Source organism: Neisseria sp. HMSC069H12 (assembly GCF_001812735.1).
GTDB lineage: Bacteria > Pseudomonadota > Gammaproteobacteria > Burkholderiales > Neisseriaceae > Neisseria > Neisseria subflava.
Genome location: NZ_KV810287.1, coordinates 45,339 through 71,555 on the forward strand (window position 1 = coordinate 45,339; position 26,217 = coordinate 71,555).

Consider the following 26,217-nt stretch of genomic DNA (forward strand, 5'->3'; position numbering starts at 1 on the left):
AACAGATCAATGAAACTGTTTCAACGCATCTTCGCCACATTTTGCGCAGTCATCGTCTGCGCAATCTTTGTGGCGAGTTTTTCATTTTGGCTGGTACAAAACACCCTTGCCGAAAACCAATTCAACCAACGCCGCACCATCGAAACCACATTGATGAGCAGCATCATTTCCGCATTCAACTCACGCGGAGACAGCGGTGCGCGCGAAATTCTTTCCGAATGGAAAAACAATCCGGTTTCCAATGCCGTTTATGTCATTACCGGCGACGATAAAAAAGATATTTTAGGCCGAAACATCGACAGCCTCTCCATTGAGCGCGCCCGTATCTTTGCCATCAACAACCCCGAATCTGATTTGGCACACATCGAATACGACCGTTTCGGCGAAGAATACCTCTTCTTTATTAAAGGCTGGGACAATCATCAAGCCCAACGCCCCCCTAGCCCACTCTTCATTCCCGGCTTGCCGCTTTCGCCTATTTGGCACGAATTTATCATTCTGTCTTTTATCATCGTTGTGGGGCTCTTGATGGCATACATCCTTGCCAACAACATTACCAAGCCTATTAAAATTTTGGGTGGCGGCATGGACAGAGTAGCCAACGGCGAACTTGAGACCCGCATTTCCCAACAAGTTGACGACCGTGACGACGAATTGTCCCACCTCGCTGTGCAGTTCGACAAAATGGCCGAAAAACTTGAAAAACTTGTTGCCAAAGAGCGCCATCTACTTCACCACGTTTCGCATGAATTGCGTTCGCCGCTGGCGCGTATGCAGGCGATTGTCGGCCTGATTCAAGCTCAGCCGCAAAAACAAGAGCAATACCTCAAGCGCCTTGAAGGTGAACTGGTACGCATGGATACTTTGGTCGGCGAATTGTTGACCCTCTCCCGCTTGGAAACTTCCAATATTCCTTTGGAAAAAGAAAACCTCAAACTCGTTCCTTTCCTGACTAACTTGATTGAGGACAACCAAAGCATTGCACACCAAAACAACCAAAGCGTTACCCTGAGCATTGATCCAAAAATCCCTGAAAATGCCGTGGTCAGCGCCAACGAAGGCTATCTATACCGTGCCTTTGACAACGTTATCCGCAATGCCATCAATTACAGTCCGGAAGGCAGCACCATTCAAACCCATATTGGACAAGATGGCAAAAACTGGATTATCGATGTTACCGACAACGGGCCTGGCGTAGATGAAATGCAACTTCCGCATATTTTCACTGCCTTTTATCGCGCCGACTCCAGCGCACACAAACCCGGTACAGGTTTAGGGCTTGCCTTGACGCAGCACATTATGGAACAGCACTGCGGTAAAATCATTGCTGAAAATGTCAAACCCAACGGCCTGAGGATGCGCTTTATCCTTCCCAAAAAGAAAGCCGGAGACAAAAAAGAAGTCTAAAAATAAGGCCGTCTGAAACTTTTCAGACGGCCAAAAACACAAATAAGGAACCCTCATGAGTGCAACTGCCCAAACCGGCTACTTCTTCATGCCTGAACACATCATCCTCGTCGGCGCCAGCGAACGTCCGCACAGCCTTGGCGAACGCATTTTCAGCCACCTGCTCGGTTCCTCATATCAAGGCAAAATCACCCCCGTCAATCTTCGACACAGCAGTGTCGCAGGCATTCCCTCCTACTCCAGCCTCAGCAAAATCCCGGGACAAGCCGACTTGGTTGTTGCCGTTATCCCGCCCGACCATTACGACTCGCTGTTCAAAGCCTGCCGTAAAAAAGACCTGCGCCACATTATCCTGATTCAAGATTGGGAAAACCTGCCGCCCGAATCCTGCAAAAACGCCCGCTCCATCATTCAAAAACATCACGGTGACGAATTGAACATCAGCGTGTGCAACAGCGCAGGCATCCAACTCCCCTCGCTCAACCTCAACATCAGCACCCAAGCCGACTATCCAGCCGGCCATATCGCGTTACTGACCGGCCACAGCACCGTCAGCCGCAACATCAACCACCTGCTGAACACGCTGCACCAAGGCGTATCACGCCACATCAGCCTCAACTATGACCTAAGCCCCACCACATCCGCCGACTGGCTCAACCGCTTCGGCCACAACCGCCATACCAAAGTTGCCGTTATCCACTACAATCCGGCCGAAAACCAACGCGAGCTGTTCAGTGCCATCCGCCACTTTACACGCCACACCCCGCTTATCCTGTTGTCCACACACTACACCGACGACACAGACAAAGCCATCCTGCGCAGCCTCAGCCGCCACTGCAATTTCCAACCGGTATTCAATACCGCCGAACTGGAAGCAACCCTAAAAGCCCACCTTTCCGGCATTCCCGTCATTACCAACCCCACCATTCTATCCGACACGCCGATAGAATGGCTGCGAAGTACCGCCGATGCCTGCGAATTGACCCTCGACCTCCCAACCGATGCACCATTCATCCGACAAGGCTGCATCGGCAGCAACCCAACGCCTGCACGCATCCACCGTCTGGCACTCGAACAATTACAAAATCCGCATACTCAAGCCCTGCTCGGCATTATTTCGCCAGATACGCCGGATGCGTACAGCATTCATCAAACTCTGGATAATTTGGCACAAAAAACCAGTAAGCCCATTCTCGTCAGCTATCGTTTTTCAGACGGCCTGACACGGTTTAACACGCCGGAAGAAGCCTTACTGACACTTTATTTCCGCAATCAAACAGCCTATTTGCAACAAGTGCAAAATACCCCTGCCCAAGCCAAAACAGGCCGTCTGAAAACACCTAAAAGCAAAAATATCGATAAAGCCATTGCATCCGGCCAAACCGAACTGATGGCGGAAGCCCTATACCTGCCTCCGTGCCAAACCCAAAAACACCATGCCGTCCAATTCCGGTTCAGCCGTCATGCCATTTACGGCAACATCCTTACCGCCAATTACAACGGCCAAACCGAAGCCGCATTACCTCCCTTTACCACGCTCGATATCCAGCGTTTAAGCCAGTTTGTAGAACTCGACAACACTTCCGTTCTCAATCAATTCCTGCATTCCCTAAACACGCTTATCCACAACAACCAGCATATCGGCGACATTATCCTCAACTACAACGGCAGCCAATACAGCAGCACTATTATTCCCGAAATCGTGGAAAAACCGGTTGCACCAACAACCAAAATCCCCAAAAAAGCCGTCCAAACCTTGGAACAGGCCGCCGCCAAAATGCAAAGCGCCGCCGCTTACCTCCAACAAAAAAATCCGGCCGCAGCCGAATTCCTACGCAACACCGGCGAAGCTGCATCCGAACTGCTTCACCCTAAAACCGAAACGCCCAAGATACAAAACGTACTTGCACCCTATCCGAACCAAACCGATACCTTTACCCTGCCCGACGGCAGCACACTGCACATCCGCGCACTAGAGCCTGAAGATGCCGAAGCCAAACAAAAATTTGTCCGCCAATTACCCGCGGCCGACCGCTATACGCGCTTCATGACCCATACCAACGAGTTGCCGCTGCCCACACTTGCACGGCTGACCCGTCCCGATTTCCATACCGAATGCGTATGGGCAGCCTTCACTTCAGACGGCCGTATCGTCGCAGTCAGCCGCTACAGCCGCATCAATCGCAATGAGTGCGAGTTCGGCATTACTTTAGCGCCTGAAGCACGCAAAACCGGCTTGGCCGGCAAAATGATGAGCCTGATTATCCAAACTGCCACACAGCAAGGTTACCAAACCATGAATGCGAAAATCCTCAAAGAAAACACACCGATGCTCAAACTCGCTGAAAAATCAGGCTTTACTGTCACACCATCTGAAACCGACCGCGGCCTGTATCAAGCCAGCCTCGATTTGAACGAATGGCAAAACAGCAACAAAAACAAATAAAAACTTGCATAACCCGTGTGAAATATCCTAAAATTAGCGGTTTCTATATATCCGCATTTTTCAAAAGGACTCAAAATGGTAGTTATCCGTTTGGCTCGCGGCGGCTCAAAACACCGCCCTTTCTTCAACGTAGTCGTAACCGACTCTCGCAACCGTCGTGACGGCCGCTTCATCGAGCGCGTAGGTTTCTACAACCCCGTTGCCAACGAAAAACAAGAACGCGTACGTTTCGACGCAGACCGCATCAACCACTGGGTTGCTCAAGGCGCGAAAGTTAGCGACGCAGTTGCCAAACTGATTAAAGAGCAAAAAATCGCTGCTTAATCAGCCAAAATGACCATGACAGACACTCAAAAACGGGTAGCCATGGGCTACATCAAAGGCGTATTCGGTATTAAAGGCTGGCTTAAAATTGCCGCCAATACCGAATATACCGACAGCCTGCTGGACTACCCCGAGTGGCAGTTGTGCAAGGATGGCAAAACCCTGAATGTTGTGCTTGAGGCAGGTAAAATTGTCAATGGCGAACTTCAGGTCAAATTTGAAGGTATAGACGATCGCGACCAAGCATTTGCCTTGCGCGGCTATACCATCGAAATCCCCAGAGAGTCATTCGCCCCTACTGAGGAAGACGAATACTACTGGGCAGATTTAGTCGGCATGACCGTCATCAACAAAGAAAACATCGTCCTCGGCAAAGTCAGCAACCTGATGGAAACCGGTGCAAATGATGTTTTGATGATTAAAGGCGAACACGGACAAATCCTGATTCCCTTTGTCTCCAACTATATCGAATCTGTCGATACCGACAGCAAAACCATTATCGCCGACTGGGGTTTGGACTACTGATGCTGATTCAAGCCATCACCATTTTCCCAGAGATGTTCGACAGCATTGTCGAATATGGCGTTACAGGCAGAGCAAGAAAACAAAATCTTTGGCAGTTTCAAGCCATCAATCCCCGAAAATTTGCCGACAACAAACTTGGCTATATCGATGATCGCCCCTTCGGAGGTGGTCCGGGAATGATTATGATGGCGCCGCCGCTTCAAGCGGCAATTGAAGAAGCCAAAGCAAACTCGCAAAAACCTGCCAAAGTAATTTATCTCAGTCCGCAAGGTCAGCCGCTGACACATAAAAAAGCTGCAGAACTTGCCGAACTGCCCCATCTTGTTCTTCTATGCGGACGCTATGAAGGCATAGATGAAAGACTGCTGCAAAGCAGTGTGGACGAAGAAATCAGCATTGGCGACTTTGTCGTCTCGGGCGGTGAATTACCCGCCATGATGTTGATGGATGCCGTCTTAAGATTGGTTCCGGGTGTATTGGGCGATATACAGTCAGCCGAACAAGACTCGTTTTCAGACGGCCTTTTAGACTGTCCTCATTACACCAAACCCGTAGAATTCCAAGGCATGATGGTTCCCGATGTCTTACGCTCAGGAAATCATGGCTTGATTGCCGAGTGGCGATTGAAACAATCGCTGCGACGCACTTTAGAGCGCCGACCTGATTTATTGGAAAAGCGCAGTTTAATCCCAAAGGAATCCCGCCTCTTAAAAGAAATCTTGCAAGAGCAACAGGAAATCCAATCATAACTTAGGAAAAACAAATGAACTTGATTCAACAATTAGAGCAAGAAGAAATCGCTCGCTTGAACAAAGAAATCCCTGAATTCGCTCCAGGCGACACCGTTGTCGTATCTGTACGCGTGGTTGAGGGTTCTCGCAGCCGTCTGCAAGCATACGAAGGTGTTGTTATCGCTCGCCGCAACCGTGGCCTGAACAGCAACTTCATCGTTCGCAAAATCTCTAGCGGCGAAGGTGTAGAACGTACTTTCCAACTGTACTCTCCTACCGTAGAAAAAATCGAAGTTAAACGCCGTGGTGACGTACGTCGCGCCAAACTGTACTACTTGCGCGGCCTGACCGGTAAAGCAGCTCGCATTAAAGAAAAATTGCCTGCTCGCAAAGGTTAATAGCTTTCATCAAAAACCCACTTCAATGAAGTGGGTTTTTTGTTTTTTATACAAAAACTCCTTGTCTTTCTTACACAATCCTGCAAGCTAATCACAATAAACACCTCACGCATAAACTGAAATAGAATCATAATCCCCTAATTCTTTTGACCTTTATAACAAAGGCCGTCTGAAACAAAAGATTCAGACGGCCTTTAATCACATCGGACGGTTATTTAAACCATCTTGCCAATGCCGGGATACGCGACAACAACAGTGTATCCAAAATCCAAATAACAGCGATTGCAGCAATGGCTGTTGGGAAAATCACAGCCAAAATCAGAAGTGGCACAGCCATTGCCCACCATACCGGCAATTTGATTTTCTGTGCAGGAGGAACCAAACCACGTGCTTCCGAAGGACGGCGTTTCCACCACATTACACAGCCGCTGACACAGATAAAGATAATCGCCAGACAGAACAAGACATTTGCCAATACGCTCCACCAGCCCAATGTACCCATATGCAAAGCAATGCTTGCCGCCATGAATTTACCAAACCAGTTGTAATCGTCGAAATGAATATCAGCCAGAATTTTACCGCTGTATTGATCGATGTGTACCGTGCGGTCAGCGGTCGGACTAATCATATCGTAACTCATTGAGTCTTGCGACAACGTCCATACACCGGTCTCACCTTTGGGTAAATTGAGCTGATAACGGCCTTTAAAGCCAATTTCACGTGCAAAGCGGTCAACCGTCTCCAAAGTCATCGGCTCGCTTGGATTAATGCCGTTTTCACCCATTGTCGTACCGGAAACCGGCATAGGCGTCAACTCCAAAATCCATGGCACTTCTTTAGATTTACCGTCGTTCAGCACATCACCATGGGTTGGAACGGAAGATACCGGATTAGGCTCGACGCCCCATTTACCCGCAGGAAATTGGCTCCACGCCTGAACCGCTTTACCCCCCCAAATACCTGCCCAAGCAATACCTGACAGACAGAACAGCAACAAAATCAAAGAAACCCAAGAGCCAAATGCGCCGTGCATGCTACGCCACCATGTGCGTCCTTTGCCTGCTTTCGGCACAAGCATGGATTTCAGGCTGCGCTGTTTCGCCCACCACAAATAAATCCCCGTGATTATCATCAGGATGGTCAGCGACGCGGCAGTTTCCAGCAGATAGTCGCCCACCGGGCCGATCATCATATCGCCGTGGATTTCGTCCATCGTGTGATACCAGCCTTGACCGCGCGGCATCGTATTCACAACTTTTGCCGTATAGGGATCAACGGCAACCATAGTGGCTTTATCATCATTGTTCACGCGGAATACGGCAACCATATCATCTGCGCGCGGCGCAATATATTGCACTACAGAAGCAGTTTCCGGATTCACAAACTGTCTGGCGGCCTCAGCCTGAGCCGACAAAGGCTGCACCACTGCCTGCGGCGTAATATGTATGCGTTCGCCTTCTTTACCGGTAATATTGGCGAATAGCAGCATTCCCAACCCTGTAACAGCCAGCAGGGTTAAAAACGGCGCAACCAAAAGTCCGGCATAAAAATGCCATCGCCAAACAGTCAAATAACGGCGGTTAGCCTGTTGTTCATTTTGGGAAGTTGGTTTTGTTTCCATATTTTCTCTTTATATAGTTAAAGCAGACTAATCACTACGAATTAGCAACAGGTATTTTAATCAAAAACATTCATTTAAGAAACCGTTTTTCCAATGCAGCGTTGAAATACTTCAATATTTAGTTTTTAGGCCGTCTGAAAAACAAAATAGACAGAAAACAACACTTTACTGAAAATCCGTTTTAATCATTGCGGTTTCGGCAGAATTTGGTAGAATACAGACATTACTTATTTATTCATCAAGCCGCCAAGCTTTGGCGGCTTGTATTTTTATTTCCAATCCGGCTACCGCGCGTGGCCGGATAAAATTTTAAAAGCATCATCATGCTTTCATGGAGAATTCAATGCAAAAAATCCCTTTGACCGTCCGTGGTGCAGAATTGTTGAAACAAGAACTTCAACACCTCAAAAGCGTAGCACGCCCAGAAGTCATCGAAGCCATCGCCGAAGCACGTTCGCACGGCGACTTGTCTGAAAACGCAGAATACGAAGCCGCCAAAGAGCGTCAAGGCTTTATCGAAGGCCGAATCGCCGAGTTGGAACACAAACTCTCTATGGCACACATCATCAACCCTGCCGAAATCCATGCAGAAGGTAAAATCGTGTTCGGCACAACTGTAACACTGGAAGATTTGGAAACCGAAGAACAAGTCACCTACCAAATCGTTGGTGAAGATGAAGCAGACATCAAAGAACGCAAAATCTACGTTGGCTCCCCCATTGCCCGCGCCCTAATCGGCAAAGAAGAAGGCGATGTTGCAGAAGTTCAAGCACCCGGCGGCGTACGTGAATATGACATCATTGCCGTGCAATATATTTAAATAAACAAAAGGCCGTCTGAAAACATTTTCAGACGGCCTTTTGTTGTACCAAAACATCATAATAGAAAAAGTGAAATATTCCCAGGAGAAACATAATGAATCTACTGTACAAAATTATCCAAACCGCTGCCGCTATGTGGCTCGGTATGCAGCTAACAGCAGGTTATGTTACCGCCCCTATCCTGTTCCGCCTTCTGCCTAAAATGCAGGCGGGAGAAATTGCCGGCATTTCATTTGCCATCACAGCACTATGTGGCTTAGTTATTTTTGGCGCAGCCTATGCCTTTTTCAGACGGCAACTGGCCTCACTTTCTTGGTGGATCTTGGTACTTTGGCTACTCTTAGCCTGCAACCATCTTTTGGTTACGCCGGTTATCGAAGCACACAAATATGGGCTGGATAACTGGCTGCTGTCCCTAGTAGGTGGAACATTCGGTGTTTGGCACGGCTTATCCAGTATTATCTTTTTGATTTGTACGATACTGGCAGCCATCTGCGTATGGAAATGGCCCAAGCCAAACTAATCCGTCTTAATAAAAGGCCGTCTGAAAATAAATTTTTCAGACGGCCTTTTATTTTGAATCATAAATTCCCCGACTCTTCAAATATAAACTATAAAAAAATGCCCTGCATATTGCAGGGCATTTTTCACAAACCGATTAAGGTTTAGCGTAACCGTGAACGCCATTGTAAGGAGCTGGGATCCAACCTTCATCAGTAGCAGGCAATTCGCCTTGACCTTCGATAGTTTGGCCTGGAGCAACTTGACGAGTAACAACGCTGCGAATTTTAACATCAACGCGACGGTCAGGTTCGATACAAGCGATAAGAGCAGCACGTTTCTTAGCTTTAGAAACTTTTTTGCCCAGTTTAGCAACTTCAGCTTCACAAGTAGCAGTCATTTGAGCTTGAGACTCGCCCAGACCTACTGCAGAGATTTTGCTAGAAGCAACGCCACGGCCTACCAAGTAGTTAGCAACTACGTTAGCACGACGCTCAGACAGAGCTTGGTTGTATTGCTCAGAACCCATGAAGTCAGTGTGACCTTCAACACGTACAGTTTCTACGTTTTTGTTGCTCAGGCGTTGAGCCAAAGCGTCCAGGTTTTCTTGAGCTTCAGGACGCAGGTTGTCTTTGTCGAAGCCGAACAGAGTTTTAGTAGACAGAGAAACAGTTTCATCAACATACTCAGGAGCTTGTTGTACAGGAGCAACTGCTTCACGATCACCACATTCAACACGGCCTTGGGTAGCTTTGTCGAAGTAGCTGTTTTTCCAGCATTCGCCGTAGTTGTTACGGACGATTTCTTGAGATTGGCTGCTTACGGTGTAACCGTGTTTGGTGTGCGCTTCGCTGGCCATAGCGGTGCCGGAGGCAACCAAGGCAACGAACAATGCGCTTAATTTCAGCTGTTTGGTCATTTTATTCCCTCATCAAAATTGTTATGCGGCGGATACAGGAAGCAGCCGCAGCAAATTACCAATATACAGGCCGCAGTATCAAAACAGCGGCAAATCGGATATATCAGGTTGCACTATAAAGAAGCGCAAGGCAAACTGTCAATACTCGATGCCTTCAAACAATCATGAAGTGCCTGCTTCCTAGTAGTTAATCATGCCGAAAAATCAATCTTGTGTCATTAATTTAGGGCAAAATCAGACAATTCATCCACCTTAAGTTGTACAAAAACAACAAAACCCCTTTCCCTCTTCTTTCCTGAATTTCCCGTTTTCATATCGTTAAAAGATATTTTCATTAAAAACAACCATTTTCAAAACTCGGGGCAAAACTGGGCAAAATATGTTAAATTACATGCCGTTTGTCGCACAAAATCCACATTAACAACGTATTCGGTACTGCCACCATGAAACTGCAACAATTACGTTATGCCCTTGAGGTTTACCGACACAATCTGAATGTCTCCGAAGCCGCCGATGCGCTTTTCACATCCCAGCCCGGCATTTCCAAACAAATCCGCCTGCTTGAAGAAGAATTGGGTATTCAAATTTTTATCCGCAGCGGCAAACGTGTGGTTTCCGTTTCGCAGCCGGGCAAAGCCGTATTAGAGATTTCGGAACGGATTCTGCGTGATGTACAAAACATTAAAAATATCGGCAGCGAGTTTACCGATCATGACAGCGGCTCGTTGACCATCGCGACAACGCATACCCAGGCGCGTTATGCTTTGCCCAAAATCGTTGCGGAATTTGTCAAAAACTACCCTAAGGTCAATTTGACCATCAAACAAGGCAGCCCTTCTGCCATTGCGCAAATGGTCAGCAGCGGCGAAGCTGATTTGGCAATTATTACTGAACGCATTGATGATCATCCTGAGTTGGGCAAGCTGCCCTGCTACGAATGGAACCATGCCGTCATTGTTCCGCACGACCACCCTCTTTTGGACTGCCGCAATCCTTTAAGCCTTGAAGATTTAGCTTCTTTTCCGCTGGTTACTTACGAATTTGCTTTTAATTCCGGCAGCAGCATTGCGCGTACATTTAATAAAGCGCATATTGAGCAACCTGATGTTGCCTTATCGTCTGCCGATACGGATGTACTGAAGACGTATGTCCGCTTAGGCTTGGGCGTTGGTTTGATGGCCAAAATGGCGTACGATCCCGTTATCGATCAAGATTTACAGCTTATTGATGCGGCACACTTATTTGAACCGTCGCCCACTTGGATAGCCTTACGCACCGATACCTACCTGCGAGGTTACGCGTATGACTTTATCCAGATGTTTGCACCGAAACTGACCAGAGAAGTGGTCGACCGCATTCTGTACACGCCGGTTGTTGAAGATTTTTCAATTTAATATCTGACTATCACTTTCGTAACTTAACAATTATTCTTTAATTCTTGTTAAAAAGGCCGTCTGAAATATTTCAGACGGCCTAAGATTCAGATAGCGTGCGAACAACCGGAAACCATTTTCTTCAAGGTTGTCGCATCTAAGATTTTGATGTGCTTGTGTTCAACCGAAATCAAGCCTTCATGATGGAATTTAGACAAGGTGCGGCTGACTGTTTCCAGTTTCAGTCCCAAATAGCTGCCGATTTCCTCACGCGACATCCGTAAGATAAAATCATTGGCGGCAAAACCTCGTGAATAGAGACGCTGAGACAGGTTAAGCAAGAATGCTGCCAATCGCTCTTCGGCGCGCATATTGCCTAAAAGCAGCATAACGCCCTGATCTCGGACAATTTCGCGGCTCATCAAGCGGAAAAAGTGAGAGCGGAGGCTAGGAATATCCTGACCGAGTTCTTCAATATGCGTAAATGGAAGCTCGCATACCTCGCTGTCTTCCAAAGCCACAGCATCACAGCTGTGAATATGGGAACAAATCCCATCCATACCGATCAGCTCGCCAGACATAAAAAAGCCGGTTACCTGATCTCGTCCATCTTGGCTGGCGACTGTTGTTTTAAAGAAGCCCGCACGGATGGCAAACAAAGAGGTAAACGGCTCGCCGGCACGGAACAGGTATTCACCTTTTTTCAGACGGCGGCTTTGACGAATAACCGCGTCTAATTGTGAAAATTCGTTAGGCATCAGTCCGACAGGCAAACACAGCTCGCGTAAAGAACATGTGGAACACAAGGTTTTCATTTGATGTGTTGCATTGTGTGTGGCCATAACGCACCCTTAATCTGCATAGTTCTATAAATCCCTGATGAAGCCGAATAACTATTGACCCAAGTCAAAGTCGGCATATCATTATCAGGCATTCTACCAAACTATCGAAATTTTGACTAAAATTTTCCCTAATTTCCCTACTTTATACTACAAGCCCGACCATGAAAATCATCCCCATCTCAAATAACACCAACACAAACAACGAATTACCGGAATTTGACCGTGAATTGATTGCCAGTTTGCCATCAAGCGGCCCTCGTTATACCTCCTATCCGACTGCCGACCGCTTCCATGAAGGCTTTAAAGAAGCCGAATATATCCAAGCTTTAAGCCTGCGCAATACGGGAGCGCTTAACAAACCCCTTTCGCTCTACATCCACATTCCCTTCTGCAATACCATCTGCTACTACTGCGGCTGCAACAAAATCATTACCAAAGACAAAAGCCGTGCCGATGCCTATATCCAGTATCTGGAAAAAGAAATGGAATTGCTGGCACCGCATTTGGGCGGAAGACACCAGCTCGCGCAGCTCCACTTCGGCGGCGGCACGCCCACATTCCTGAGCGACGACCAACTCGAACGCGTCTTCGACATGATTCGTAAATACTTCCAGCTGATTCCCAACGGCGAATACTCCATCGAAATCGACCCGCGCAAAGTCAGCCGCAAAACTGTCCTCAAACTGGGCAAACTTGGTTTCAACCGCATGAGTGTCGGTATTCAAGACTTTGACCCTAAAGTGCAGGAAGCCGTCAACCGTATTCAAAGCTACGAAGAAACCAAAGAAGTGATTGATGCCGCGCGTGAAGCCGGATTTAAATCAGTCAGCGTCGATTTAATTTACGGCCTGCCGCACCAAAACACCGAAAGCATCAAAACCACCATCGACACGGTCTTGTCCCTCGATCCCGACCGCCTCGCCCTTTACCACTACGCCCACCTGCCGCATATCTTCAAACCGCAACGCCGTATCGACACCAATGTCGTACCCGGCAGCGAAGAAAAACTCGATATGCTGCAATATTGCGTTCAAACCCTGACCGAGCGCGGCTATGTCTTCATCGGTATGGACCACTTTGCCAAACCTGACGACGAACTCTCCATCGCCCTCAAAGAAGGCTTCCTGCAACGCAACTTCCAAGGCTATTCAACCTATGCCGACTGCGATTTGGTAGCGATCGGCGTGTCCTCTATCGGCAAAATCGGCAGCACCTACTCCCAAAACGAGCGCGACATCGATGCCTATTACGCCGCACTCGATGCCGGACATCTGCCGATTATGCGCGGCTACCAACTTAATCAAGACGACATCCTGCGCCGCAACATCATTCAGGATTTAATGTGCCGCTTCTCGCTTGATTATCAAATCTATGAAAGCGTGTTCGGCATTCCGTTTAGCCGCTATTTTGCAGCCGAACTGGAAGATATGAAGCAACTGGAAACCCTCGGCCTGGTCCGTCTCAAACCGCACAGCCTGACCGTTACGCCGAAGGGCCGTTTCCTGATCCGCAACATCGCCATGGTGTTCGACTACCATCTGCGCCATAAAGAAACCAAAGCCAAATACTCGCAAACTGTGTAAACAGGAATGGACAAGGTCGTCTGAAAATTTTCAGACGACCTTTGTTTTTATTTTCAATACTTTCGGGTAACATAAAACCATATTTCCCGCTTTATCAGGATTCAAAGTTAATTTGTATAGGCGCGTATCCTATGATTACCGAGCAGCAAAACGATATCCTCAGCATCAATCAAGTGCAGCTTCTCCTTGCTGAAAAACGCACGGCACTTGCTATCATGCGTACGGGCATTGCCGTTTTCGCACTCCCTTTGTCTATTTTCAGTGCGCTGATTGCGACATCGAAATGGTACGAAGCCGTTGATGTTTGGCCTTTGCTCGCACTGGTCAGTCTGATGAACATCAGTTTGATTATTTTCTCGGTCTATCTGATTACCCGCTCACTCCGTAGAATGCATCAATACGACCGAATGATTGCCGATATCAAATACAACAATCAGTCTTTGCGTAAACTGATTAAGTCATAAAGTGCAAATAGTTGGAGCTAGGCATAAGGTCGTCTGAAAATCAAAATATAGAGGAACTCCAGATTTGTATTAAAACATGATTCTGCCAAACATACCGTAATTGATCTTGGAGACCTTACTGTCCACTTTGCTCCCTCGTTTGGAATCGATACGATACCATTGCAGTACAAGATATAATCTGCGATATATTTATGGTTTCTCTTAGGTTTTTTATGCCCAGGGTGGCAGATATAAACTTATTGAAATGATCAACTCAATTGAATATTGGTAGGAACCCTGCTGGATACACCGATCGTGTTTAGGCGGAAGCGAAAGCAGTCTGAAATTTTGGTTTGTCCGGTCTCTTATCTCAAACGCTTTTAAAATATGGAACAACCCGATTTTTTCCCCATCCCCAGTCCCTGTATAGGTGTCTGCGAAGCCAATGCCAAAGGTTATTGCAAAGGCTGTCTGCGCAGTCGGGAAGAGCACTTGTACTGGCTCCAGATGACCGACAGCCAAAAGCATCAAGTCATGCACCTTCTGTCCCTCAGGAAGGCCAAAATCCGCAACCGCAAACTGGAAAAACCTGAAACGGGCGAACATCCGGTTCAAAACCTGCTCGATTTCTAAATTGCCCTTACCTACCGCACACTACAATAAGGAAAAATATGAAAAAACTGCTTGCCTGCCTGCTTGTACCATTGACCGCCCTTGCCTTGGGTGCCTGCAAACCCGCCGCAACTTCAACCGACAACAAACCTGCCGAACTTAACTGGCAGCAGCCTAAACTGACCAGCAATGTTTGGAAAATCAGCAAAGAAGGCCAACCCAATTCCTACCTGCTCGGCACCATCCACATGGGGCAAACCAATCAAACCTTGTCTTCCGATGCAGTCAAACTATTGCAATCCACCGACCAACTGACGACAGAAGTTGACCCACTGCCGGACAGCAGTCCGGAAACGAAAAAAATGTATCAAAAATACTTCAAAGAAGTCATGAGTACCGAACCGCTCAGCCGCAAGCTTGGCAAAACAGATTTCCGTCTTTTACAAGAAATCTATTCGCAAAATGAAGAAAGCCGACCCATCGCCCAAATTGCCGACAAACTCCATCCGTGGGCGGCATTAGTCTTTGCCGGCAGTACATTTCCCAAAGGGTATAGTTCAGAAACCGGTGCAGATATGTTGCTGACCAACGCGGCAGTCGGCATCAATAAGCCACGTGGTTCATTGGAAAGTTTGGACGATGTTACCGCGATCTTCAAAGCCCAGCCTGAAGAAACCATGCTCAACTTTCTGAAAGCAAGTATTAAAACCAATAAAGAAGAAACCGAAGATGTCAAAAAACTCCATCAAGCCTATTCAGACGGCCGCTTTGAAGAACTCATTCCACTTTTGGAAGAAACCGAACAACGCACCCTCAAACTTGTTGATGCCAAATACGCCAAAGCCATGTCCGATTGGCTGAAAAACGATCTCCTGATCCGCCGCAACTTGGCATGGTTGCCTAAAATCCGCAAACAATCCGCCAAACAAAGCACCCTCTTTGCTGTCGGCATTGCCCATTTACCCAGCGAAAAAGGCTTAATCGAACTATTGCGTCAAGAAGGCTATCAAGTAACGCCCGAACCCAAAGTCCTGATTTGGCAATAAACCCCAATTAAACGACAAGGCCGTCTGAAGTCTTTCTTTCAGACGGCCTTTATTTAATCTCTATTAAATGAAGCAGTAAGCAATGTTGAGCGCAAAACTCAATCGCCCAATGCCGCTACCATTACCGCTTTAATCGTGTGCATCCGGTTTTCTGCCTGATCAAACACGATGCTGGCTTCGCTTTCAAAGACTTCTTCCGTTACTTCCACACCATTCAGGCCGAATGTCTCATAAATCCATTCGCCGACCTTGGTTTCGCGATTATGGAAAGCAGGCAGGCAATGCATAAACTTGACTTGCGGATTTTCCGCCACCGCCATCAATTCGGGGGTAACGCGGTAATCTTTCAGCAAATCGATACGCTCTTGCCAAGCCTCTTTAGGCTCGCCCATGCTGACCCACACATCGGTATGGATAAAATCCACGCCTTTCACGGCTTTCTGCGCATTCTCCGTCAACAGAATCCGTCCGCCGGTCTCTTTGGCAACAGCCTGCACCGTCTCGATAATGTTTTCAGACGGCCACAAACTTTTCGGTGCACCGATACGCACGTCCATGCCTAGTTTCGCAGCCAACACCAGCAACGAATTGGCCATGTTGTAACGCGCATCGCCTACATAGGCAAACGCAATTTGGTTCAAAGGCTTGTCGCTATGTTCGCGCATCGTTAGCGCATCGGCGAGCATTTGGGTTGGGTGGAACTCGTTGGTCAAACCATTGAACACAGGCACGCCTGCATATTTGGCCATCTCTTCCACCATATCCTGCCCAAAACCGCGATATTCGATACCGTCAAACATCCGCCCTAAAACACGCGCCGTATCCTTAATGCTTTCCTTATGCCCGATTTGGCTGGCAGAAGGCTCCAGATAAGTTACCCCTGCCCCTTGGTCACGTGCGGCCACTTCAAACGCGCAACGGGTGCGGGTTGATGTTTTCTCGAAAATCAGGGCAATGTTTTTTCCCTGCATCCGCTGCACCTCGCGCCCTGCTTTTTTAGCGGCTTTCAATTCGGCGGCAAGGTCGAGATAGGCAGTAATTTCTTCCGGCGTAAAATCCAAAAGTTTTAAAAAATGGCGGTTTTTCAGGCTCATGTCTTATTTCTCTTTTTCTAGTGTGGGCATTGCCCAACATTTTTCTCCATGCAGATTTCGTCAGGCTTCCACCGACCTTCTGCTGCTCAATTTTTTTTAACGTGCGAAGCCTGCTCGAAGCATGACCCCTTATCCTCTATCAAAACTCAAAATAAGGCCGTCTGAACTTCGCCTCGCTCCAAGGCAAGCAACGATTGTTTGCGGTTCAAACCGCCTGCGTAGCCGGTCAGTTTACCGTCGCTGCCAATAACGCGGTGGCAGGGAATCAGGATAGACACCTTATTCTGTCCGTTTGCAGCGGCAACGGCGCGAATGGCTTTGGGATTACCCAACTGCTGCGCCTGCTCCTTGTAGCTGCGCGTTTCGCCGTAAGGAATGGTCAGCAGCGCATTCCACACCTGCTGCTGAAAAGCTGTACCTATCGTTTCCAAAGGTGTCACAAAAACTTTCAGACGGCCTTGAAAGTATAAATCCAATTCTTGACGCAAAAGTTGCGTTTGCTCATTTTCTTGGAAAATAAACTGCCCGCGTAAAGCTTTTTGGACAGCCATGATTTCCTGTCCCATATGTTTCTGCCCGACAAATTCCAGCAGACACAAACCCTTACTGCCGAACACCGCCAACATCTCGCCCAACGGCGTAGCAACCGCGGCCGCAGTCAGCTCGTTCGGACTATCAGGATAACGCGTTTCCAACAGTCGGATAGCACGGCGGATACGGACATATTCTTCAGGCGTACAACCGATACAGTCAATAAAATCCTGCTCAAGCTGCTTGGCTTCGTGTTCCGTAAACTGCTCGTGCAGCAAGGCTTCGAGGTCTGTGGAAAAATCGGTTTCCAGCCGCTCGCGGATTTCATTCCACTTTGATGGAAGCGCATTTAAAGAAGGCAGGGTAATCATATTTTGCCTTGTCCAATTATCGATAACTTAAGAGAAAACAAAAAGAACAAAAGAATCGTATCGCCCTATCGTTTTTCAAAGCCTACTACAGCCTTTTCACTTCAACAGGCGTTTCAACATATCTTCATACACTGCCGACAGCTTCGGAATATCTTCCAAATGTACGTTTTCGTTGATTTGGTGGATGGTCGCGTTGGACGGGCCTAACTCGATGAGTTCTTTGGCAATGGCTTTGATGAAGCGTCCGTCCGAAGTACCGCCGGTGGTGGACAATTCGGCCTCAACGCCACAAATCTCGGCAATGGCTTCGCGTGCCACATCGGTCAGTTTTCCTGCCTGAGTCAGGAAAGGTTGGCCTGAACAAGACCACTGCAAATCGTATTGCACGCCGTGTTTGTCCAAAATGGCGTGGACGCGTTGTTTTAGCCCTTCTTCGGTGGACTCGGTAGAAAAGCGGAAATTAAATTTGACGTTCAGCTCGCCCGGAATCACATTGGTCGCACCTGTGCCGCCGTTGATATTGGAAATTTGGAAACTGGTCGGCGGAAAGTATTCGTTGCCCTCATCCCAAACTTCCTGCGTCAGCTCCAACAAGGCCGGGGCAAAAGTATGCACGGGATTGATTGCTAAATGCGGATAGGCAATATGCCCTTGCTTGCCTTTGACGTTCAGGTTGCCTGACAGCGAGCCGCGACGGCCGTTTTTCAACATATCGCCCAATTTATCCACGGCAGTCGGTTCGCCGACGATACAGTAATCAATCAACTCTCCGCGCGCTTTCAACACATCGACGACTTTGGTCGTGCCGTCCAGCGCATCGCCCTCTTCGTCCGAAGTAATCAGGAGCGCGATACTGCCTTGATGATCGGGATGTTCGGCAACGAAACGCTCGCAGGCGGTAACAAAACAGGCAATGCTGGTTTTCATATCCGCCGCACCGCGGCCATACAGACGGCCTTCACGCTCGGTCGGTTCAAACGGCGGCGAATCCCATTTCTCAACAGGGCCTGTCGGCACGACATCGGTGTGTCCGGCAAAGCAGAACACCGGAGCCTGCGTACCGCGTCGCAACCAAACATTTTTGGTGTCGCCAAAATGAAGCTCTTCGACGGAAAAACCGATTTTTTGCAGGCGTTCGACCAGCAGTTTTTGACAATCTCGGTCGTCGGGGGTAACAGACGGGCGGGAAATCAGCTCTTTGGCAAGCTCTAGGGATTGGGTTTCGGTCATATTTGTTCACTTTGAGAAACAGGCCGTCTGAAACGTTCTGAATATGATTTTCAGACGGCCTTGAGTTTATTTGAAGATACTGAATAGGCAGTCTGCCTTTCAGTATTCTGAGTTATTTTCCATGGCAAGCTTCATAAAGCGGCAGTAATTCTTCCACTGTTTCCACTATCCATTTCGCGACATCCTGCTTGCCCAAATCATCGCGTTCGATGTGTTTCCCGATACAGAAGAAATCTTTATCGTCTCGAAGCTTTCTATCGCCGTCGCTTTGTTGGGCGACGGTGCGATAGTCGTCATATTCGCTTTCCGCACCGTGCCACATATCGAATGAAGCGTATTTTTCGGTATCAAAATTATCCAGCCAGCGGTTGTAATCAGGCAGCGCAATGGGGGAAACATCGGCTTTATAGCAGTGCCAGTCCAAGCTGACGCTCAGACGGCGGCGATTTAGCAAAATCGATAAAATCGCTGCGGAATTTTTATATTGTTCGTATTTGAAATACGCAAAGAAATGAGCGCGCACCTGCCAGCCGTTACACCAGCGTTCGATATGCGGCGGCGCAAACGGCGCACCCAATTCGGCGGCAACCTGCTGGATCAGCTGCTGCCATACCTGCCAGTTTTCTTTATAATCTGCCTTGATTTGCGGAATGCTTTCAGGCTGGTATTTTTTAAGCTGGGAAAACTGGAAAAAAGGGATATTGAACAAATCACAACTTTTTGGGGTCAGCATAGTGTATTCCTTGAGACGATTGTTTCAGACGGCCTTATTTGCGGCGGCGTGCGGCCATAATTTCACCGATTTCGGTCAATTTTTCTTTGGGGATAAAGGTTTTACCCATATCAAACAGCGGCTCTTCAATCGCCAGATGAACATCATATCCTGCGACAAAACGTTTGAATGCTTCGGCATCAGGGATATAGGCATTGTCCGCTTCAAGCTTGGCAAATTCAGCCGCTACGCCGTCCCAGTTGCCATGCAGGCTGACATGTTGGCGCAACAACTCGTCAACGCTTTCTTGAGCTTGCGGCGCATATTGCAACAAAAGCGGAAAGAAGTTTTCTTCTTCATCTTCATGGTGCAACGGCGCGGCAACGTTGAAATACTGTGCAATTTGGCGGATGGTTTGCAAAACAACCTGATTGCAGCCGTTTTCGGCGATATAGTCCGACAACATGGCAACCTGATTGCAGAAACGGCGCACTTTACCGTGGCAGGCATACAGCATTTCAATAGGTTCGGCAAAAGTAACGCTTTTGGTTTCAAACGGATTCATAGGATTTATTCTTAAATTAATGTTTCCAGATTATAACAAAACAGCCTGCGCAAGGCAGGCTGTCTGTTTTCGAGCTTTAGGCGGATTAGTCAACCAAAGTAACTTTACCGTTCATCAAAGCGCCGTGACCTGGGAAGGTGCAAGCGAATTTGTATTCTCCGTCAGCCAGTTTGGCTGGATCCAGAGTCAAAGAAGATTCTTCGCCGCCACCGATCAGTTTGGTGTGGGCAACAACGCGTGCATCATCAGGTTTAACGTAGTCAGTGTCAGCTGCGCCAACGCCATCTTTGAAAATACCGTCCATGTCTTCAGCTTTACCGATGACAATGTTGTGACCCATGCTGGTTTTAGGTTGGGTACCGGTGTGTTTCAGGGTGATGGTGAATTCTTTACAAGCTTTGCTTACTTGGATTTCTTTAGTGTTGAACTGCATAGCGTCGTTGGCTTCAACAGTAGTCGCGCAGTTGCCGGCAGCAGGAGCAGCGGCAGCGTCGGCCGGAGCGGCTTCAGAAGCAGGAGCTGCATCAGCAGGTGCAGTAGTTTCTGCAGGGGCAGCTTCGGAAGCGGCAGAAGCAGCAGGGGCTTCAGCAGGTTTTGCAGCTTCTTGAGAGCATGCAGCCAAGCCGATAACGGCAGCGGAAATCAGAGCCAGATAAGCTTTCATTGATGTATCTCCTAATGATGAGAGTTTTGTTAAGTTCTATTAACAGCACTACACGAATATATTAATAAAAGGCAAACGCCAAACTAAAATTTATCCGCATAGCGTGATGTGAAATTCAGGCGTTATTTTGCTACAAACTTCACACGAAATCAAAGTTTCAAGCCAAGTTTACATCAGTTTACCTAAAAGAAAACAGATACTTTCTAGGTCGTATTTCTTTAGTATTAGATGCTATCAGCCGAACGATATAAGTTTTAACATTTATTAACTGTAATCTCATCTAACATAATTTTAACGGCTATGCTTGCGTACCAATTCTGCCAATGCCGCCGCCAATTCGGGATGCTTGCCTTCCAATTTAGCTGCCGCCTCATCGAAACTGTCTAAAGCTGCCTCGCTCAATCGCAAACTATTGGTTTTCGGTTGAGTCGGAGGCTTGGGAACTACCCTGACCACCACTTCCCTGACGCCTGCATGCAATGTTTGCAATTTGGGCAACATGGCAGGCAGGATCATTTTCAAACGCGAAGCAGCCATATTATTGGCGGCAAGCAAGACCAATCTTCCGTCTTCTACGCAGGCTGTCTGAAAATGCGGATGCAGGTTGGCCGGCAAAACCGTTTTGATTTTTGCATCCAATTTCCGCCATTGTTGCGATTGTTGCAACAAGCCTGCCAATAAATGATCGCGCTTGCCTAATTGTGCTAAATCCATATGTTTCAGACGGCCTCTCAGTAAATTAACCAAACAATTACAATTGAAATACAGCAAAACCGCCTTTATTTCAAACAGCATTACCGCGTTATACAAGCGCTTGTGTTAAAATCCCAATTTCGCCCACTATTATATCAAGGCGCAGGAATTATTCATGCTGACAAACATTGCTAAGAAAATCTTCGGCAGCCGCAACGACCGCCTGCTGAAACAATATCGTAAATCCGTTGCCAAAATCAACGCGCTTGAGAAACAAATGCAGGCCTTGAGCGATGCAGAACTGCAAGCTAAAACAGCCGAATTCAAACAACGTCTCGCCGACGGACAAAGCTTGGACGACATTTTGGTCGAAGCCTTTGCCGTCTGCCGCGAAGCATCGAGCCGTGTATTGGGCATGCGCCACTTCGATGTACAGCTGATCGGCGGTATGGTCCTGCACAACGGCAAAATTGCCGAAATGCGTACCGGTGAAGGTAAAACTCTAGTGGCCACCCTTGCCGTTTACCTGAATGCATTGTCAGGAAAAGGCGTCCACGTCGTTACCGTCAACGACTACCTCGCCTCCCGTGACGCGAGCATTATGGAGCCATTGTACAATTTCTTAGGCTTGAGCGTCGGCGTGATCGTCGCCGATTTGCAACCTTTTGAACGCCAAACTGCTTACGGTGCCGACATTACTTACGGTACAAACAACGAATTCGGCTTCGACTACCTGCGCGACAATATGGTGACCGACCAATACGACAAAGTTCAACGCGAATTGAACTTTGCCGTTGTCGACGAAGTGGACTCCATTCTGATTGACGAAGCACGTACGCCGCTGATTATTTCCGGCCAGGCAGATGACAACATCCAGCTCTACCGCGTGATGAACGCCGTTCCTGCCCACCTTATCCGCCAAGAAACCGAAGAAGGCGAAGGCGATTACTGGGTAGATGAAAAAGCACACCAAGTCATCCTGAGCGAAGCCGGTCACGAACACGCCGAGCAAATCCTGACTCAAATGGGCTTATTGCAGGAAAACGATTCGCTCTACTCTGCCGCTAATATTTCCCTGATGCACCACCTCATGGCTGCATTGCGTGCACACACCCTGTTCCACAAAGATCAACACTACGTCATTCAAGACGGCGAAATCGTGATTGTGGACGAATTCACAGGCCGTCTGATGGCCGGCCGCCGTTGGTCCGAAGGCTTGCACCAAGCCGTTGAAGCCAAAGAAGGCGTAGAAATCAAACGCGAAAACCAAACGCTCGCGTCTATTACCTTCCAAAACTACTTCCGCCTGTACAACAAACTGTCCGGCATGACCGGTACAGCCGACACCGAAGCCTTCGAGTTCCAAAGCATTTACAACCTCGAAACCGTCATCATCCCGACCAACCGCCCTGTACAACGTAAAGACTTCAACGACCAAATCTTCCGTTCAGCCGAAGAAAAATTTGAAGCCGTCGTCAAAGACATCGCCGAATGCCACAAAAACGGCCAACCGGTTTTGGTTGGTACAACCAGCATCGAAAACTCCGAACTGGTTTCCCGCTTGTTACACGAAGCAGGTCTGCCGCATAACGTTCTGAACGCCAAAGAACACGAGCGCGAGGCATTAATTGTCGCTCAAGCCGGTAAAGTCGGCGCAATTACCGTTGCCACCAACATGGCAGGCCGCGGTACCGATATTGTCTTGGGCGGCAACCTCAAACATCAAATCGAAGCCATCCATGCCGATGAAACCTTGAGCGAACAGCAAAAACAAGCGCAAATTTCCGCCCTTGAAAGCGGTTGGCAAGCCGAACACGACCAAGTTGTGGCCGCAGGCGGTTTGCACATTATCGGTACAGAACGCCATGAAAGCCGCCGTATCGACAACCAATTGCGTGGTCGTGCGGGCCGTCAGGGCGACCCCGGCTCCAGCCGTTTCTATCTGTCGTTTGAAGACCCATTGTTGCGCCTCTTTGCGCTCGACCGTGCCGCCGCCATCCTCAACCGTCTGGCACCTGAACGCGGCGTTGCCATCGAACACGGCCTGCTGACCCGTCAAATCGAAGGCGCACAACGTAAAGTCGAAGGCCGCAACTTCGATATGCGTAAACAAGTTTTGGAATACGATGACGTTGCCAACGACCAACGTAAAGTGATTTACCATCAACGCAACGAAATCCTGACCAGCAAAGACGTCAGCGATTTGACCCGCGAAATCCGCGCTGACGTTATCAGCGACTTGGTTGATTACCACATCCCGCCTGACAGCATGGAAGAGCAATGGGACATTCCGGCACTGGAGCACCAACTTGCCGCCGATTTCCGCCTGCATGTCGATATCAAAGGCTGGCTAAAAGAAGACAGCACTTTGGACAACCAAGACATTAAAGAACGCCTCATCAAGCGCATCGAAGACGAGTATGCCGAAAAAGTCGAATTGGTCGGCAAACAGGCTATGTCAGACTTCGAACGCAATGTTATGCTGCAAGTTATCGACAATCAATGGCGTGAACACCTCGCCGCTATGGACTACTTGCGCCAAGGTATCCATCTGCGCAGCTATGCTCAGAAAAATCCGAAACAGGAATACAAACGCGAAGCTTTCGCCATGTTTGAAAACCTGTGGCGCGGTATCAAACAAAACATTGCCGCTTTGCTGACTGCCGTTCAAATTGAGCGCAACAGCGAATACGACCACACTGCCGCACAAAGCGTCAGCGATGTTCAAACCGTCCACTCCGATGCGCCTGATATGGAAGAATTGCTCGGTCAATCGCAAACAGATTTGGTTACCGAAGCGTTCGACCCTGACGGCACAGACTTCAGCCCCGAAGCGCTTGCACAAAACGGTCTGATTGTTCACCGCAACGATCCTTGCCCTTGCGGCAGCGGCCTGAAATACAAACAGTGCCACGGTAAATTGAACTAAGCAGTCATCTCAAAAGGCCGTCTGAACGGTGAAACGAGAATCTTTGATTTCGTTCTCACATCTGTTCAGACGGCCTGAGAATTATCCAAACAAGCAAAAAATTTCCAAACCCAATTTCAAAAGAGTATCCCTATGGCAGGCAATACCTTCGGACAAATCTTTACCGTTACCACTTTCGGCGAAAGCCACGGCGCAGGCTTGGGCTGCATTATCGACGGCTGCCCGCCCGGATTAGAATTGAGCGAAGCGGATATCCAGTTTGACCTTGACCGCCGCAAACCCGGCACCAGCCGCCACGTTACCCAACGCCGCGAAGCCGACCAAGTCGAAATCCTCTCCGGCGTATTCGAAGGCAAAACCACCGGCACACCCATCGCCCTCCTGATCCGCAATACCGACCAACGCAGCAAAGACTATGGCAATATCGCCACCAGCTTCCGTCCCGGTCATGCCGATTACACCTACTGGCATAAATACGGTACACGTGACTATCGCGGCGGCGGTAGAAGTTCCGCCCGCGAAACCGCTGCCCGCGTTGCAGCCGGAGCAGTTGCAAAAAAATGGCTGAAAGAAAAATTCGGTACTGAAATTACCGCCTACGTTACCCAAGTCGGTGAAAAAGAAATCCAGTTTGAAGGTTACGAATACATTTCCCAAAATCCTTTTTTTGCAGCAAACCAAAGCCAAATTGAGGGCTTGGAAAACTATATGGACAGCGTGCGCAAATCATTGGATTCTGTCGGCGCAAAACTTCATATCGAAGCAGCCAACGTCCCTATCGGCTTGGGCGAACCGGTTTTTGACCGCCTCGATGCAGAAATTGCCTATGCCATGATGAGCATTAATGCCGTCAAAGGCGTGGAAATCGGTGCAGGTTTTGATAGCGTAATGCAACGCGGCAGCGAGCATGGAGACGAGCTCACACCTCAAGGTTTTCTATCCAACCACTCAGGCGGCATCTTGGGCGGCATCAGCACAGGACAAGATATCCATGTGAATATTGCCATCAAGCCGACCAGTTCCATCGCCACACCGCGCCGCAGCATTGATATAGAGGGCAACCCTGTCGAACTTGCCACACACGGCCGCCACGATCCCTGCGTCGGATTACGCGCCGCTCCGATTGCAGAAGCCATGCTGGCCTTGGTATTGATTGACCACGCCTTACGCCATCGTGCGCAAAATGCCGACGTTCAGGTAAATACACCGGACATTGCCAAATTGGAAAAATAACCATTTATTTCTGAATATTCTCAGAAAAATTTAGCCAAATCACAGTCTTTATACTACAATAGCACCTTATTGCCGTATGACAAAAATACGGATTTATATTAGAGGAATACAACCGCAATGGCACAAGAAACCGCTTTGGGCGCTGCGCTGAAATCTGCCGTCCAAACCATGAGCAAGAAAAAACAGACAGACATGATTGCCGACCACATTTACGGCAAATATGATGTATTCAAACGATTCAAACCGTTGGCCGTCGGTATCGACCAAGACTTGGTTGCCGCCCTGCCCCAATACGACCCTGCACTGATTGCACGCGTACTGGCCAACCACTGCCGCCGTCCACGCTATCTGAAAGCCCTGGCTCGCGGCGGCAAACGTTTTGACTTGAACAACCGCTTCAAAGGCGAAGTCAGCGCAGAAGAACAAACCATCGCCCAACAGCACCCAGCCGTTCAACAGGCATTGGCTGCACAAGCCGAACACCAAGCCACTAAGGCTACCACTGAAGCAGAAGCGGCTCCTGCACAAGCTGAGATCAACGAAGCTGCTGAATAATATTCAGACGGCCTGATAAGGCTCATACTAAATAGAAAAAACCCCAGT

At 48.4% G+C, this 26,217-nt stretch carries 26 protein-coding genes; 16 read left to right on the forward strand and 10 right to left on the reverse strand.

Annotated features, from left to right (window positions below):
* Window positions 1-9 precede the first annotated feature (9 nt).
* The 6 genes from HMPREF2872_RS07215 to rplS all read left to right on the forward strand — a co-directional run bounded on the left by HMPREF2872_RS07215 (window position 10) and on the right by rplS (window position 5,831).
* Window positions 10-1,407 (forward strand): HAMP domain-containing sensor histidine kinase, encoded by a 1,398-nt coding sequence (locus tag HMPREF2872_RS07215; protein ID WP_070632540.1) that lies wholly within the window; start codon window positions 10-12, stop codon window positions 1,405-1,407.
* Between the two features lie 55 nt (window positions 1,408-1,462).
* On the forward strand, window positions 1,463-3,853 hold the full coding sequence (locus tag HMPREF2872_RS07220; RefSeq protein WP_070632543.1) for a bifunctional acetate--CoA ligase family protein/GNAT family N-acetyltransferase: 2,391 nt from the start codon (window positions 1,463-1,465) through the stop codon (window positions 3,851-3,853).
* 75 nt (window positions 3,854-3,928) lie between these two features.
* Entirely contained in the window at window positions 3,929-4,177 is a 249-nt protein-coding gene (rpsP, locus tag HMPREF2872_RS07225) for a 30S ribosomal protein S16 (protein ID WP_003684452.1), read from the forward strand.
* A gap of 15 nt (window positions 4,178-4,192) precedes the next feature.
* Window positions 4,193-4,702 carry a ribosome maturation factor RimM gene (gene rimM, locus HMPREF2872_RS07230; RefSeq protein WP_049329569.1) on the forward strand — a complete coding sequence of 170 codons (510 nt, stop codon included), beginning with the start codon at window positions 4,193-4,195 and terminating at the stop codon, window positions 4,700-4,702.
* The gene (gene trmD / locus HMPREF2872_RS07235) at window positions 4,702-5,451 is read left to right on the forward strand and encodes a tRNA (guanosine(37)-N1)-methyltransferase TrmD (RefSeq protein WP_070632546.1); all 750 of its coding nucleotides are present in this window, start codon (window positions 4,702-4,704) and stop codon (window positions 5,449-5,451) included. Before rimM ends, trmD begins: the two co-directional genes overlap by 1 nt.
* A gap of 14 nt (window positions 5,452-5,465) precedes the next feature.
* Window positions 5,466-5,831 carry a 50S ribosomal protein L19 gene (gene rplS / locus HMPREF2872_RS07240; RefSeq protein WP_003679470.1) on the forward strand — a complete coding sequence of 122 codons (366 nt, stop codon included), beginning with the start codon at window positions 5,466-5,468 and terminating at the stop codon, window positions 5,829-5,831.
* Window positions 5,832-6,042: 211 nt separating this feature from the next.
* Here rplS and HMPREF2872_RS07245 read toward each other — a convergent pair whose 3' ends face one another.
* Window positions 6,043-7,452 carry a PepSY-associated TM helix domain-containing protein gene (locus tag HMPREF2872_RS07245; protein WP_070632549.1) on the reverse strand — a complete coding sequence of 470 codons (1,410 nt, stop codon included), beginning with the start codon at window positions 7,450-7,452 and terminating at the stop codon, window positions 6,043-6,045.
* A gap of 343 nt (window positions 7,453-7,795) precedes the next feature.
* Between HMPREF2872_RS07245 and greA the strand changes: the two genes are divergently transcribed.
* Together greA and HMPREF2872_RS07255 are read left to right on the forward strand one after the other, a co-directional pair.
* Complete coding sequence (greA, locus tag HMPREF2872_RS07250) at window positions 7,796-8,272, forward strand: transcription elongation factor GreA (protein ID WP_003684304.1); 477 nt, start codon at window positions 7,796-7,798, stop codon at window positions 8,270-8,272.
* Window positions 8,273-8,367: 95 nt separating this feature from the next.
* Window positions 8,368-8,796, forward strand: a complete 429-nt coding sequence (locus HMPREF2872_RS07255) for a DUF4149 domain-containing protein (protein ID WP_003684397.1) — start codon at window positions 8,368-8,370, stop codon at window positions 8,794-8,796.
* A gap of 135 nt (window positions 8,797-8,931) precedes the next feature.
* On the opposite strand, the gene HMPREF2872_RS07260 is transcribed toward HMPREF2872_RS07255, so the two are convergent.
* A complete protein-coding gene (locus HMPREF2872_RS07260) occupies window positions 8,932-9,693 on the reverse strand; it encodes an OmpA family protein (RefSeq protein ID WP_070632551.1) in 762 nt (253 codons plus the stop codon).
* Between the two features lie 443 nt (window positions 9,694-10,136).
* Here HMPREF2872_RS07260 and HMPREF2872_RS07265 point away from each other — a divergent pair, with 443 nt between their 5' ends.
* Window positions 10,137-11,087, forward strand: a complete 951-nt coding sequence (locus tag HMPREF2872_RS07265) for a CysB family HTH-type transcriptional regulator (protein WP_070632690.1) — start codon at window positions 10,137-10,139, stop codon at window positions 11,085-11,087.
* Window positions 11,088-11,173: 86 nt separating this feature from the next.
* Here HMPREF2872_RS07265 and fnr read toward each other — a convergent pair whose 3' ends face one another.
* Window positions 11,174-11,908, reverse strand: coding sequence for a fumarate/nitrate reduction transcriptional regulator Fnr (gene fnr, locus HMPREF2872_RS07270; RefSeq protein ID WP_039862092.1), 735 nt, complete (start codon window positions 11,906-11,908; stop codon window positions 11,174-11,176).
* Window positions 11,909-12,069: 161 nt separating this feature from the next.
* On the opposite strand from fnr, the gene hemN reads away from it, so the two are divergent.
* From hemN to HMPREF2872_RS07290, 4 genes are all read left to right on the forward strand, one after another.
* The gene (hemN, locus tag HMPREF2872_RS07275; RefSeq protein WP_070632554.1) at window positions 12,070-13,491 is read left to right on the forward strand and encodes an oxygen-independent coproporphyrinogen III oxidase; all 1,422 of its coding nucleotides are present in this window, start codon (window positions 12,070-12,072) and stop codon (window positions 13,489-13,491) included.
* A gap of 131 nt (window positions 13,492-13,622) precedes the next feature.
* On the forward strand, window positions 13,623-13,955 hold the full coding sequence (locus HMPREF2872_RS07280; protein WP_049329518.1) for a hypothetical protein: 333 nt from the start codon (window positions 13,623-13,625) through the stop codon (window positions 13,953-13,955).
* A 366-nt stretch (window positions 13,956-14,321) separates the two neighbouring features.
* Entirely contained in the window at window positions 14,322-14,567 is a 246-nt protein-coding gene (locus HMPREF2872_RS07285; RefSeq protein ID WP_070632556.1) for a DUF1289 domain-containing protein, read from the forward strand.
* A 38-nt stretch (window positions 14,568-14,605) separates the two neighbouring features.
* A complete protein-coding gene (locus HMPREF2872_RS07290; protein ID WP_070632559.1) occupies window positions 14,606-15,592 on the forward strand; it encodes a TraB/GumN family protein in 987 nt (328 codons plus the stop codon).
* 98 nt (window positions 15,593-15,690) lie between these two features.
* Here HMPREF2872_RS07290 and argF read toward each other — a convergent pair whose 3' ends face one another.
* From argF to HMPREF2872_RS07325, 7 genes are all read right to left on the reverse strand, one after another.
* On the reverse strand, window positions 15,691-16,686 hold the full coding sequence (argF, locus tag HMPREF2872_RS07295; RefSeq protein WP_070632563.1) for an ornithine carbamoyltransferase: 996 nt from the start codon (window positions 16,684-16,686) through the stop codon (window positions 15,691-15,693).
* 146 nt (window positions 16,687-16,832) lie between these two features.
* The gene (locus tag HMPREF2872_RS07300) at window positions 16,833-17,588 is read right to left on the reverse strand and encodes a methylated-DNA--[protein]-cysteine S-methyltransferase (protein ID WP_070632566.1); all 756 of its coding nucleotides are present in this window, start codon (window positions 17,586-17,588) and stop codon (window positions 16,833-16,835) included.
* A gap of 96 nt (window positions 17,589-17,684) precedes the next feature.
* Entirely contained in the window at window positions 17,685-18,818 is a 1,134-nt protein-coding gene (gene dapE / locus HMPREF2872_RS07305) for a succinyl-diaminopimelate desuccinylase (RefSeq protein ID WP_070632569.1), read from the reverse strand.
* Window positions 18,819-18,930: 112 nt separating this feature from the next.
* The gene (locus HMPREF2872_RS07310) at window positions 18,931-19,551 is read right to left on the reverse strand and encodes a glucose-6-phosphate 1-dehydrogenase family protein (protein WP_003748707.1); all 621 of its coding nucleotides are present in this window, start codon (window positions 19,549-19,551) and stop codon (window positions 18,931-18,933) included.
* 34 nt (window positions 19,552-19,585) lie between these two features.
* Window positions 19,586-20,095: a hemerythrin domain-containing protein gene (locus HMPREF2872_RS07315; protein ID WP_063075615.1), complete on the reverse strand. Its 510-nt coding sequence runs from the start codon at window positions 20,093-20,095 to the stop codon at window positions 19,586-19,588.
* An 85-nt stretch (window positions 20,096-20,180) separates the two neighbouring features.
* A complete protein-coding gene (gene azu, locus HMPREF2872_RS07320; protein WP_003684449.1) occupies window positions 20,181-20,759 on the reverse strand; it encodes an azurin in 579 nt (192 codons plus the stop codon).
* 291 nt (window positions 20,760-21,050) lie between these two features.
* A complete protein-coding gene (locus tag HMPREF2872_RS07325) occupies window positions 21,051-21,473 on the reverse strand; it encodes a DciA family protein (protein WP_049329568.1) in 423 nt (140 codons plus the stop codon).
* Window positions 21,474-21,627: 154 nt separating this feature from the next.
* Here HMPREF2872_RS07325 and secA point away from each other — a divergent pair, with 154 nt between their 5' ends.
* From secA to HMPREF2872_RS07340, 3 genes are all read left to right on the forward strand, one after another.
* Entirely contained in the window at window positions 21,628-24,381 is a 2,754-nt protein-coding gene (secA, locus tag HMPREF2872_RS07330; RefSeq protein ID WP_049350992.1) for a preprotein translocase subunit SecA, read from the forward strand.
* Between the two features lie 132 nt (window positions 24,382-24,513).
* Window positions 24,514-25,614: a chorismate synthase gene (gene aroC, locus HMPREF2872_RS07335; protein WP_070632571.1), complete on the forward strand. Its 1,101-nt coding sequence runs from the start codon at window positions 24,514-24,516 to the stop codon at window positions 25,612-25,614.
* Window positions 25,615-25,731: 117 nt separating this feature from the next.
* Window positions 25,732-26,169 carry a ProQ/FINO family protein gene (locus HMPREF2872_RS07340; RefSeq protein WP_070632574.1) on the forward strand — a complete coding sequence of 146 codons (438 nt, stop codon included), beginning with the start codon at window positions 25,732-25,734 and terminating at the stop codon, window positions 26,167-26,169.
* The last annotated feature ends 48 nt before the right edge of the window (window positions 26,170-26,217 follow it).